Origin of the sequence: Methylobacterium segetis, assembly GCF_004348265.1 — a bacterium.
In the GTDB taxonomy this organism is placed as follows: Bacteria; Pseudomonadota; Alphaproteobacteria; order Rhizobiales; family Beijerinckiaceae; genus Methylobacterium; species Methylobacterium segetis.
Genome location: NZ_SMNT01000068.1, coordinates 16,242 through 28,285, shown reverse-complemented (window position 1 = coordinate 28,285; position 12,044 = coordinate 16,242). Strand labels below are relative to the sequence as shown.

10 protein-coding genes are annotated in these 12,044 nt (G+C 72.5%); 5 read left to right on the top strand and 5 right to left on the bottom strand.

The features are described from left to right. The 4 genes from E1J50_RS17355 to E1J50_RS17340 all read left to right on the top strand — a co-directional run. Positions 1–524: CpaE/TadZ family protein (locus E1J50_RS17355; RefSeq protein WP_425374943.1), on the top strand; the 524-nt coding region annotated here is incomplete at its 5' end. Between the two features lie 47 nt (positions 525–571). Further along, complete coding sequence (locus E1J50_RS17350) at positions 572–2,005, top strand: TadA family conjugal transfer-associated ATPase (RefSeq protein ID WP_132255095.1); 1,434 nt, start codon at positions 572–574, stop codon at positions 2,003–2,005. Further along, positions 2,005–2,976 carry a type II secretion system F family protein gene (locus E1J50_RS17345; protein ID WP_132255094.1) on the top strand — a complete coding sequence of 324 codons (972 nt, stop codon included), beginning with the start codon at positions 2,005–2,007 and terminating at the stop codon, positions 2,974–2,976. The genes E1J50_RS17350 and E1J50_RS17345 overlap by 1 nt, the downstream gene beginning before the upstream one ends. Positions 2,977–3,057: 81 nt before the next feature. After that, positions 3,058–4,020: a type II secretion system F family protein gene (locus E1J50_RS17340; RefSeq protein ID WP_132255093.1), complete on the top strand. Its 963-nt coding sequence runs from the start codon at positions 3,058–3,060 to the stop codon at positions 4,018–4,020. Between the two features lie 23 nt (positions 4,021–4,043). Here the strand turns inward: E1J50_RS17340 and E1J50_RS17335 are convergent, their stop codons facing one another. Next, positions 4,044–4,838, bottom strand: a complete 795-nt coding sequence (locus E1J50_RS17335) for a tetratricopeptide repeat protein (RefSeq protein WP_132255092.1) — start codon at positions 4,836–4,838, stop codon at positions 4,044–4,046. A gap of 173 nt (positions 4,839–5,011) precedes the next feature. Between E1J50_RS17335 and E1J50_RS17330 the strand changes: the two genes are divergently transcribed. After that, the gene (locus E1J50_RS17330; RefSeq protein ID WP_132255091.1) at positions 5,012–6,400 is read left to right on the top strand and encodes a leucyl aminopeptidase family protein; all 1,389 of its coding nucleotides are present in this window, start codon (positions 5,012–5,014) and stop codon (positions 6,398–6,400) included. A gap of 12 nt (positions 6,401–6,412) precedes the next feature. Here the strand turns inward: E1J50_RS17330 and E1J50_RS17325 are convergent, their stop codons facing one another. From E1J50_RS17325 to E1J50_RS17310, 4 genes are all read right to left on the bottom strand, one after another. Beyond that, complete coding sequence (locus E1J50_RS17325; protein ID WP_132255090.1) at positions 6,413–7,585, bottom strand: M20 aminoacylase family protein; 1,173 nt, start codon at positions 7,583–7,585, stop codon at positions 6,413–6,415. Between the two features lie 127 nt (positions 7,586–7,712). Then, the gene (gene cueR / locus E1J50_RS17320) at positions 7,713–8,153 is read right to left on the bottom strand and encodes a Cu(I)-responsive transcriptional regulator (RefSeq protein WP_132255089.1); all 441 of its coding nucleotides are present in this window, start codon (positions 8,151–8,153) and stop codon (positions 7,713–7,715) included. Continuing rightward, positions 8,150–10,657: a heavy metal translocating P-type ATPase gene (locus E1J50_RS17315; protein WP_132255088.1), complete on the bottom strand. Its 2,508-nt coding sequence runs from the start codon at positions 10,655–10,657 to the stop codon at positions 8,150–8,152. The genes cueR and E1J50_RS17315 overlap by 4 nt, the downstream gene beginning before the upstream one ends. Before the next feature lie 117 nt (positions 10,658–10,774). Then, complete coding sequence (locus tag E1J50_RS17310; RefSeq protein WP_132255087.1) at positions 10,775–12,034, bottom strand: ATP-binding protein; 1,260 nt, start codon at positions 12,032–12,034, stop codon at positions 10,775–10,777. Between the last annotated feature and the right edge of the window lie 10 nt (positions 12,035–12,044).

Genomic DNA, 12,044 nt, shown 5'->3' with positions numbered 1-12,044 from the left:
ACCTCGCCGAGACGGCCTTCGACGGGCTGATCGACCACCTGCGCGCGGCGGTGCCCTGCATCGTCCTCGACGTGCCCCACATCTGGTCGGCCTGGTCGCGCCGGGTTCTCGTCGCCGCCGACGAGATCCTGATCGTGGCCGGCCCAGACCTCGCCTCGCTGCGCAACGCCAAGAACCTCGCGGCGAGCCTGCAGCATGGTCGCCCGAACGACCGCGGCCCGCGCATCGTCCTCAACGGCGTGAACATGCCCAAGCGCCCCGAGATCGGGGCGGCGGAGTTCGCCAAGGCGCTGGAGATGCCGCTCTTCGCCAGCATACCCTTCGAGCCTGCCCTGTTCGGCGCGGCCGCCAACAACGGCCAGATGATCGCCGAGGTGCAGCCGGGATCGAAGACCGCCGAGACCTTCGCCAGCCTCGCCGCGACGATCCTCGGTCGGCCCGAGATCCGCCGCGGGCGCGCCACCCTGCTCGATCCCTTGCTCGAGCCGATCCGCGCCAAGCTCGCGCGGCGGAAAGCGTCCTGAGGGCCGCCGGGTGAGCCAGAGAGCCGCGAGAGACGGGGACACGCCCCATGTTCGGTAGACGGCAGAGTGCCGCTGCGGCGCCCGCGGTCGCGGCGCCCGCGTCCAAGGCGCCCGCCCTGCAGGTGCCCGAGCCGGCCGCGCCCCGGCGCCCCGAGCCCGTCGCCGCACCCCCTGCCGAGCAGGTGCGCTCCGAGGATTACTACCGCACGAAGAGCATGATCTTCGGCGCGCTGATCGAGGCGATCGACCTCGCGCAGCTCGCCCGCCTGGACACCGAGACCGCGCGCGAGGAGATCCGCGACATCGTCTCGGAGATCATCGGGCTCAAGAACATCGTCCTGTCGATCGCCGAGCAGGAGGAACTGCTCGACGACATCTGCAACGACGTCCTCGGCTACGGGCCGCTGGAGCCGCTGCTCGCCCGCGACGACATCGCCGACATCATGGTCAACGGCGCGAACCGGACCTTCATCGAGGTGAGCGGCAAGATCCAGCACACGAATGTCCGCTTCCGCGACAACCAGCAATTGATGAACATCTGCCAGCGCATCGTGAGCCAGGTCGGCCGGCGCGTGGACGAGGCCTCGCCCATCTGCGACGCGCGCCTGCCCGACGGCTCGCGCGTCAACGTGATCGCGCCACCGCTCGCCATCGACGGCCCTGCGCTCACGATCCGAAAGTTCAAGAAGGACAAGCTGACCCTCGATCAGCTCGTGCGCTTCGGCGCGATCTCCCCCGAGGGGGCGGAGATCCTGAAGATCATCGGCAAGGTGCGCTGCAACATCGTGATCTCGGGCGGCACCGGCTCGGGCAAGACGACGCTGCTGAACTGCCTCACCGCCTTCATCGAGCACGACGAGCGCGTGATCACCTGCGAGGACGCCGCGGAGCTGCAGCTGCAGCAGCCCCACGTGGTCCGCCTCGAGACCCGCCCCCCGAACATGGAGGGCCAGGGGCAGGTCACCATGCGCGATCTCGTCAAGAACTGCCTGCGCATGCGGCCCGAACGGATCATCGTCGGCGAGGTGCGCGGCCCGGAGGCTTTCGACCTCCTCCAGGCGATGAACACGGGCCACGACGGCTCGATGGGCACGCTGCACGCGAACTCGCCGCGCGAGTGCCTCTCGCGCATCGAGTCGATGATCACGATGGGCGGCTTCTCCCTGCCCGCCCGGACGCTGCGCGAGATGATCTGCGGCTCCGTCGACGTGATCATCCAGGCGACCCGCCTGCGCGACGGCTCCCGCCGCATCACCCACATCACCGAGGTGCTCGGGATGGAGGGCGAGGTCATCACGACGCAGGACCTCTTCCTGTACGACATCCTCGGCGAGGACGCGAACGGCAAGCTGATCGGGCGTCACCGCTCGACCGGTGTCGGCCGGCCGAGAGTCTGGGAGCGCGCCCGCTATTACGGCGAGGAGCGCGCCCTGGCGGCCGCCCTCGACGCCGCCGCGGACCAGGCCGGGCCCGCGCTCTGATGGGCGCCGTCAACCTCCCCATCGCCGCCGGGCTCGGCGCCTTGGCCGCGGGCGCCGTCGCCTACGCGGTCATCCTGCCCCTTCTCAGCGGGGAGCGGCGTGCGGCTCAGCGCCTCAAGGCCGTCAGTGCCTCGGTCTCGGCCTCGGCTACCCGCGGGGTCACGGTCAATCGCCGCGAGCAGGTGGCCAAGACCCTCAACGAGATCGACGCGAAGAGCCGGGGAACCAAGGTCACCCTCGAACTGAAGATCGCCCGCGCGGGCCTCACCTGGAGCCGGCGGACCTACTTCGCGATCTCGGCGCTGCTCGGCCTCGTCATCGGCCTGGTGATCCTGACCGCCACGGAGAACCCGTTCGCCGGGCTCGGGGCCGCCTTCGCGGGCGGGGTCGGGCTGCCGCTCTGGCTGCTGAAATACCTGCGCAAGCGGCGCATCAACAAGTTCATCCTGGAACTGCCCAACGCCGTCGACGTGGTGGTGCGCGGCATCAAGACCGGCATCCCGGTCAACGATTGCTTCCGCATCGTCTCCCGCGAGGCGGATGAGCCGGTGCGCAGCGAGTTCCGGCAGGTGATCGAGGCGCAGACGCTCGGCCTGTCGCTGAGCGACTCGGTGCTGCGGCTCTACGACCGCGTGCCCGTGCCGGAGGTGAACTTCTTCGCGATCGTGATCAACATCCAGCAGCAATCGGGCGGCAACCTCTCGGAGGCGCTCACGAACCTCTCGCGGGTGCTGCGCGAGCGGCGCAAGATGGCCGCCAAGGTCCAGGCGATGAGCATGGAGGCGAAGGCGTCCGGCGGCATCATCGCCTGCCTGCCCTTCGTCGTCGCCGGGATCACCTACTTCACCAGCCCCGATTACATCTCCCTTCTCTGGACGACGGATATCGGTCGTCTCGCGCTGGCCGGCTGCGCCGTCTGGATGTCGATCGGCGTGTTCACGATGAAGAAGATGATCCATTTCGACTTCTGACCCCGCCCCCGGCCCCGCCGAGACCGCGGGCGGACGGGCCGGGGAGGTCGAGCGGACGGGAGCAGCCGCAGAGAGCCCATCATGGTCGAGATCATCGTCGGCAAGCTCATGGACCCCCGCTTCGTGGGCATGGTCCTGACGGGCATCGCGGTCGCCGCGACCGCCTTCGCCGTGCTGCAGCCCTTCCTGGAGCCGGACGTCCTGGCCAAGCGCATGAAGCTCGTCAGCGACGAGCGGGAGCTGATGCGCAAGCGCGAGCGGGAGCGCCTCTCCAGCAAGGCCACCCTGCGCATCGAGCCGAAAGCCTACATGAAGCGGGTCGTCGAGCAATTCGACCTTCACCGCTGGCTCGGCACCGAGACGGCCAAGCGCAAGCTGATGATGGCCGGCTACCGCGGCGTGGGCGCCGAGACGGGCTTCCTGTTCTTCCGCCTCGTCGCGCCGATCACGCTGGGCTTCGGCACGGCCTTCTACCTGTTCGTCCTGGAGGTTCTCGACCAGCCCTTCCTCGTGCAGGTCGGCATCGTGATCCTGGCCGCGCTGCTCGGCATGAAGGCGCCGGAACTCTACCTGATGAACAAGGCCAAGAAGCGCCAGGCGGAGATCCGCCTGGCTTGGCCGGACGCCCTCGACCTGAGCCTGATCTGCGTCGAATCCGGCATGGCGGTCGAGAACGCCTTCCGGCGCGTCAGCACCGAGATCGCGGCGCAATCCGTCGTGCTCGCGGAGGAGCTCGCCTTGATGACGGCCGAGCTGTCCTACCTGCCGGATCGGCGCATGGCCTACGAGAACCTCGCGACCCGCGTCGGCATCGAGGCGGTCAAGTCGGTGAGCACCGCCCTGATCCAGGCGGAGCGCTACGGAACGCCGGTGGGGCAGGCGCTGCGGGTGCTCTCACAGGAGAGCCGCGACCAGCGCATGAACGAGGCGGAGAAGAAGGCGGCGGCGCTGCCGCCGAAGCTCACCGTGCCGATGATCCTGTTCTTCCTGCCGGTCCTGTTCGTCGTCATCCTGACGCCGGCCCTGATCCAGGTCTTCCGCTAGGGAGCGGCGACCGCTCCGGCCTCTCACCCGCGCGGGGCGGGCTTGCGGGCGGACTGGTCCGCCTTCGCCGCACCCGATCGGGTCGCGAAGGAGCGCAGGGCCTGCACGTTGGCGGCCGCCTCCTCCGGCGGCAGGTCGCGGCGCAGCTCGGCCTCCGCGTCGGGGAGGCGGCCCTTGAGGCCGAGCACGAGCGCGAGGTTCTGGCGCACGCGGGGATCGGCCCCCGGCTGCGCGGCGGCGAGGCGCAGGGTCTCCTCCGCCCGGTCGAGCTGGCGGGAGAGCGCATAGGACAGGCCGAGATTCGACAGGACCATCGGCTCGTTCGGCCGGATCTTCAGGGCCGCGTCGTAGAATCCTTGCGCGCGGGCGTGGTCGCCGAGCTGGTCGGCGACCGACCCTTGCGCCGACAGCACCCGCCAGTCGGGCTGGGCGGGCGTGTGCGCGTTCTGCAGGACCTCGGCCGCCTCCTCGAACCGGCCGACCTCGGCCAGGGTCTTTCCGTAGGCGGCGAGCACGGCGACGTTCTTCGGATTGCGGAGCGCGGCCTGCTGCAGCACCGCCGCGGCCTGCGTGCGCTGACCGACGGCGCGCAGGCCCTGGGCGTAGCGCATGGCGGTGTTGAGATCGTTCGGATCGGAGGCGTAGCTCGCGCCGAGCGCCTCGACCTCGCGGCGGGAGATGGTCCGCTCGGGTCCGGAGCCGCCGAGCCCGAGGGACGGGAGGCCCCCGATCGAGCCGGTCGTCTCCGGGGAGCGCGACTGGCACCCGGCCGCCAGCAGGGAGACTAGGAGGGCGGCGGCGAGCGGGGTTCGGCGCATGCTTCCGGCCGGGCGGCCCGCCTTCGCAGAGGCCGCAGGGGCGGTCGAGTGCGCCGTGATCATGCTACGCTCCGGACAGGGTCGCGGCCGCCCGCTTCACGGGCCCGCCCCGCCGGTGATAGAGCGTTAACCCTAATCCCCGGTTAAGGCTTCGGCCCCTCCCCTTCGGACGCATGACGAACCCAGCCTCGCCCGAATTCCTGCCCGCCGGCAGCCGTGCCATTCCGATCCGCTGCGTCGGCACCGCGGGCTGGCCCGAGACGGAGGCCGCCCTCTCCTCTGCCCAGAGAACCTACCTGCGGGCGACGGACTTCTCCCCGAAGCCGGGCCGGCTCGCCTTGCTGCCGGCCGAGGACGGCTCGATCGCACGCGTGCTGTTCGGCCTCGGCGAGGCGGAGGGAGCGGGCCGCGACCGGCTGGCCGCCGGCCGGCTGCCGGGGCTGCTGCCGCCCGGCAGCTACCGCCTGGAGGGCGGGATCGACCCGGCCGAGGCCGCCCTCGCGTGGCTTCTCGGCAGCTACCGCTTCGGGCGCTACCGGGAGGCGACGGGCGAGAGGCCGCGCCTCGTCGCACCGGACGGCGTCGACGCCGCCGAGATCGGGCGGATCGCGGGCGCCGTCGCGATGGGGCGCGACCTCGTCAACACGCCGGCGAACGATCTCGGCCCGGCCGAGATCGCGGCGGCCGCATGCGATCTCGCGCGGCGCCACGGCGCGTTGATCGCGATCATCGCGGATGAGGCGCTGGCGCGCGACTTCCCGCTCGTGCACGCGGTCGGTGCCGCCTCCGTGCGGGCACCCCGGCTGATCGACCTGACCTGGGGGTCGCCGGACGCGCCGCGCGTCACCCTCGTCGGCAAGGGCGTGGCCTTCGACACGGGCGGCCTCGACATCAAGCCCTCCGCCGGCATGCTCCTGATGAAGAAGGACATGGGCGGAGCGGCCGCCGCGCTCGCTGTTGCCGACATGGTGATGGGGGCCGGGCTGAACCTGCGGCTGCGCCTCCTCAGTCCCGCCGTCGAGAACGCCGTCTCGGGCGCGGCCTTCCGGCCCGGCGACGTGCTGGCGAGCCGCGCGGGCCTGAAGGTCGAGATCGGCAACACCGATGCCGAGGGGCGCCTGATCCTCGCGGACGCGCTCGCCCTCGCCGATGCCGAGGAGCCGGACCTCCTGATCGATTTCGCGACCCTGACCGGCGCGGCCCGGGTGGCGCTCGGGCCTGACCTGCCGGCCTTCTTCACGGAGGACGAGGCCCTCGCCGGCGCGGTCGCGGCGGCGGGCCTCGAGGCGGCGGATCCCGTCTGGCGCCTGCCGCTCCACGCGCCCTACGCGAGCCTGCTCGACTCGAAGGTCGCCGACCTCAACAACGTCTCGGGCGGCCCCTTCGCGGGGGCGATCACGGCGGCCCTGTTCCTGCGCCGCTTCGCGCCGAAGACCCGCGCGCATGTCCATTTCGACCTGTACGGCTGGAACCCCTCGACGAAGCCGGGGCGTCCGGAGGGCGGCGAGGTGCAGACGGCGCGCCTCGTCTACCGGCTGCTGAAGGATCGCTACGGGGGATGACGGGGCGCGCCCTCACCCCTGCAGCGGCAGCCCCGTCTCGATGAGGCGGGCCCAGAGCGAGGCGCCGTAGGGAGCGGCCGCGTCGCAGAAATCGTATTCGGGGTGGTGCAGGCCCGCGCTCGGCCCGTTGCCCATGAAGATGTAGGCGCCGGGCCGGTGGGCGAGCATGTAGGAGAAATCCTCGGCCGCCATCAGCGGCGCGACGGCCCGGTCGACCTGTGCCTCTCCCACGACCTGCGCCGCCACGTCGGCCATGAACTGCGCCTCGGCCGGGTGGTTCTCCGTCACCGGGTAGCTGCCGCTGAAATCGATCTCGCCCGCCGCGCCGAAGGCCGAGGCGACGTTCCGGACGACTTCCCGAACCCGGTCCTTGATCGTGCCCCGCACCTCCTGCGAGAGGGCACGCAGGGTGCCCCGCAGGGTGACGCTGTCGGGCAGGACGTTGAACGCCTCGCCGGCCTCGAGCGCGCAGACCGAGACCACCGCCGATTGCAGCGGATCGACGGAGCGTGACACGATCGATTGCAGGGCGACGATGACGTGGCTCGCCACCAGCACGCTGTCGACCGCGTGCTGCGGGAGGGCGGCGTGCCCGCCGCGGCCGCGGATCGTGATGGTGAAGCGGTCCGTCGAGGCCATGATCGGACCGGGCCGGATCGCGAAGCGACCCACCGGCAGGTTCGGGATGTTGTGCAGGCCGTAGACCGCCTCGATGCCGAAACGCTCCATCAGCCCGTCATGCACCATCGCCTCGCCGCCGCCGCCGCCCTCCTCGGCCGGCTGGAAGATCATCACGGCGGTCCCGTCGAAGGCGCGGGTCTCGGCGAGGTAGCGGGCTGCGCCGAGCAGCATCGCCGTGTGCCCGTCGTGCCCGCAGGCATGCATCCGGCCCGGCACCGTCGAGCGGTAGGGCAGATCCCGAACCTCTTGGATCGGCAGGGCGTCCATGTCCGCGCGCAGGCCGATCGCCCGGTTCGAGGCGGTGCCGCGCCCGCGGATGACGCCGACGACGCCGGTGCGGCCGATGCCGGTGACGACCGCGTCGCAGCCGAAGCCGCTCAGCTTCTCGGCGACGAAGGCCGCCGTCCGCTCGACGTCGTAGAGCAGCTCCGGGTGGGCGTGCAGGTCGTGGCGCCACGCGGTGATCTCGTCCGCGAAGGCGCCGATGCGGTCGACGACGGGCATGGCTCTCGGAGGGTCTGGCGATGTGGAGGGCGGACGGGCCGTCCGGCCGGTGGGCGCGGCCCGCACCTCTCGCCGTGCGCACCGGGCTTGCGGCCAGCAAACAGGAGGCCAACCGCCGGGTCAACGGTCAGGGGCGCGGGGAGGTCCCCGCATCCGGCCTCTCGGCGAGATCGTCGAGGATCGGGCAATCGGGCCTCTCGTCGCCGCAGCAGCGCTCCGCGAGGTCCGAGAGCGTGCCCGCCATGCCCTCGAGCTCGGCGATCCGGCGCCGGAGCGCCGCGACGTGATCGAGGGCGATGGCCTTCACCTGCGCGCTCGACCGGCTTCGGTCCCGCCACAGGGCGAGGAGATCGCCGATCGCCTCCATCGAGAAGCCGAGGTCCCGGGCCCGGCGCACGAAGCGCAGGGTGTGCAGATCCGCCGCGCCGTAGGTGCGGTAGCCGCTCTCGGCCCGGATCGGTGCCGGCAGCAGGCCGATCGACTCGTAATAGCGGATCATCTTGGCCGAGACGCCGGTCAGCCGCGCCGCCTCTCCGATGGTGATCCGGCCCGGCTCGTGCCCCTTCATGCCGGCCGCTCCGCCGGAACCGCGCCGTCACGCCCCGGCCCGGCGCGCCCGCCGGCCCGGCGCAGCCGCAGGGAATTGCCGACGACGAAGACGCTCGACAGGGCCATCGCGCCGGCCGCGAGCACCGGCGAGAGGGCGGGTCCGCCGATGAAGGTCAGCGCGCCCGCCGCCACCGGGATAAGGGCGGCGTTGTAGGCGAAGGCCCAGAACAGGTTCTGGCGGATGTTGCGCATCACCGCCCCCGACAGGTCGCGCGCGGTGACGAGGCCGTCGAGGGCACCCGACATCAGGACCACGTCGGCGCTCTCGACCGCGATGTCCGTGCCTGTCCCGATCGCGATGCCGACATCGGCCTCGGCCAGCGCCGGCGCGTCGTTGATGCCGTCCCCGACGAAGGCGACCGGGCCCTGCGCGGCGCGAAGGGCGCGCACCGCCTCGACCTTGCCCGCCGGCAGCATGTCGGCCGCGACCTCCGCGATGCCGAGGTCCCGCGCGACGCTCTCCGCCGTGAGCCGATTATCTCCCGTCACCATCGCGACGGCGATGCCGCGCGCTCTCAGCGCCGCCACGGCCTCCGCGGCCCCGGCCTTGACGGGATCGGCCACCGCGATGAGGGCCGCGAGATGCCCGTCGAGGGCGACGTAGAGCGGGCTGCGCCCGGCCGCGGCGAGGCGCCCGGCTTCAGCAGCGAGCGTCCCCGTGTCGATGCCGAGGCGCTCCAGGTAGCGCCGGGCACCGACGGCCACGCGGCGCCCGCCGATCCGGCCCGTGACGCCGAAACCGGGCACGGCCTCGAAATCCTCGACCGCGGCGAGGGTGAGCCCCCGCTCGCGCGCGGCCAGGGTGACCGCCTCGGCGTACGGGTGCTCCGAGCGCGCCTCGACGCCGGCTGCGAGGGCCAGCACCTCGTCCTCGGGGATCCCCGGCGCCGCGACGAGATCCGTCAGGCGCGGGCGGCCCTCGGTCAGCGTGCCCGTCTTGTCGAGGGCGACGACGCGGACGCCGCGCAGGGCCTGGAGGGCGGTGCCGTTGCGGAACAGCACGCCGCGCTCGGCGGCGCGGCCGGTGCCGACCATGATCGAGGTCGGTGTCGCGAGGCCCATCGCGCAGGGGCAGGCGATGATGAGCACCGCGATGGCGTTGACGAGGGCGTGGCCGAGCGCCGGCTCGGGGCCGAGGATCAGCCAGGCCAGGAAGGTGGCGGCCGCGATCGCGATCACGGCCGGCACGAAGCGGCCGGTCACCCGGTCGACCAGCGCCTGGATCGGCAGCTTGGCGCCCTGCGCCGCCTGCACCATCCGCACGATCTGCGCGAGCACCGTCTCGGCTCCGACCCGCTCGACCCGCAGATCGAACCCGCCCGGGCCGTTGAGCGTGCCGCCGACGACCGAACTCCCCGGCTCCTTGCGGACGGGGACGGGCTCACCCGTGACCATGCTCTCGTCCACGAAGCTCGCGCCGGCCACCACGAGGCCGTCCGCGGAGACGCGCTCGCCCGGCCGCACCCGCACGATGTCGCCGACCCGCAGCGCATCGAGGCCGATCTCGGTCTCGGCGCCGTCGCGGATGACGCGCGCGGTCTTCGGCGCCAGCCCGACGAGACGGGCGATGGCCGCGCCGGTGCGGCCCTTGGCGCGGGCTTCGAGGAAGCGCCCGAGAAGGATCAGCGTGACGATGAGGACGCTCGCCTCGAAATAGAGATGGGCGCTGCCCGCCGGCAGCCAGCCCGGCGCCAGCGTCGCGACGAGGGAGTAGAGGTAGGCCGCGCCCGCCCCGAGGGCGACGAGCGCATTCATGTCCGGGTGCCCGCGCAGCAGCCCGGGCACGCCGCGGGCGAAGAAGCGCCGACCCGGGCCGACCAGGACCAGCGTCGCGAGCGCCGCCTGCAGGAGCGAGGGCGCCTGCGCTCCGGCCAGTCCGGAGACGGCGTGATGGAACCCGGGCAGGAGGTGGCCGCCCATATCCAGCACGACGATCGGCAGCGACAGGATCGCTGCGGCGATGAGATCGCGCCGCAATCGGGCCGCCTCCGCCGCATGCCGGTCCGTCGGGTCGATCGAGGCTGCGGCGGGCTCGGCCCTCGCCGCGTAGCCGGCCGCCTCGACGGCGGCGACGAGGTCCTCGGCCGAGACGAGCCCGTCCGCGTGCCGCACCCGGGCCTCCGCCGTGGCGAGATTGACGCTCGCGGTCGAGACGCCCGGCACCGATGCCAGCGCCCGCTCGACGCGGCCGACGCAGGAGGCGCAGGTCAGCCCCTCGACCCGCAGCACCGTCTCCGCCTGAGGGATCGCGTAGCCCGCAGCGGCGACGGCCTCGGCGGCCTCGCCCGGTGCCCCGGGCGCCCCGAGAACGAGGCTCGCACGGCCGCTGGCGAGGTTCACGGAGACGTCGCGGGCGCCCGGCAGGGCCGCGAGCGCCCGCTCGACGCGACCGACGCAGGATGCGCAGGACAGGCCGGAGACGGGAAAGCTCAGGATACGGGGTCGAAGAGCGGTATCGGACATGGGAGAGGATCGCGTCTGCCTATCCAGGATCCCTCATGTGGGGCTTCCCATGATGGGAAGGTCAAGGGCGGGACGGCTGGCTCGCGCCGCCATCCTCGCGGCAGCCGGTGGGCCGGATCAGCGCCCCGTCCCCGTCTCGCCCGGCGGCGGCTCGGGCAGCCTGACGCGGACGACGGTGCCGCGGCCGATCTCGCTCTCGATCGCCAGCCGCCCGCGGTGACGGTTCAGCGTGTGCTTGACGATGGCGAGGCCGAGCCCCGTCCCGCCCTGCTGGCGGCTCGACGTGACGTCGACCCGATAGAAGCGCTCGGTCAATCGGGGGAGGTGCTCGGGCGGGATGCCGGGGCCGTCATCGGTGACCGCGAGCTCGGTCTCGGGCTCGCCGAGACGTCCCTGCACGCCGCGGGCGAGCGAGACCGTGACCTGGGTGCCGCCGTATTTCACCGCGTTCTCGATCAGGTTCTCGACCACGCGCAGCAACTCGTCGCGCTCTCCCAGAACGGGATAAGCGCCCTCCTCCGCCTGCACGGCCACGCCGACGCCGCGCTCGGCGGCGAGCGGTGCCTGCGCATCCACCATCTGGCGCGCGATCTGACCGAGATCGACCGTCTCGGTCGGGGCGACGTGCTCGCGCAATTCGATCCGCGACAGCGAGAGCAGGTCGTCGATGAGCCGCGTCATCCGCTGCGCCTGCGTGCGCATGATGGCGAGGAAGCGCTCGCGTGCGGCGACATCGTTGCGGGCCGGCCCTTGCAGGGTCTCGATGAAGCCGAGGAGCGAGGCGAGCGGCGTGCGCAGCTCGTGGCTGGCATTGGCCACGAAATCGACGCGCATCGCTTCGAGGCGCTGCGCCGAGGTGAGGTCGCGCAGGAACAGCACCACGTTCGGCTGGCCGCCCGCCTGCGGCATCGGCAGGGCGCCGATCTGCACCTCGAAGCTGCGCTCGGTCGGCACGCGGGTGGCGTAGCCGGTCTTCAGCGGCAGGCCGGTGCGCAGGACCTCCTCGATGCCGTCGAGGATCTCCGGTGCCCGCAACGCGAAGGAGAGCGGGTGGCGCAGCTTCAGGTTCGGGAGGAGCGCGCGCGCGGCGGGGTTCGCCTCGAGGACGACGGAGCGGCGATCGATCAGGATGACGGGATCGGGAATGTTGGCGAGCAACGCCTCGGCGATGGCGTGGCGGGCCGGGCTTGCGGCCTCCGTCCGCGCCGCGACGGGGGGGCGGTGGCGCCCGCCGATCGAGCCGCCGAGCCCGGCCGCGGCGAGTGCGGCGGCGGTGAGGGCGAGGTCGAGGGAGCCGTCGAGCCAGGCGACGGCGAGGAGGGAGGCCGCCGCCACGCCCGCCCCCGTCCAGGCGGCCCGGCGCGCGCCCTCGGCCATCAGAGGATCC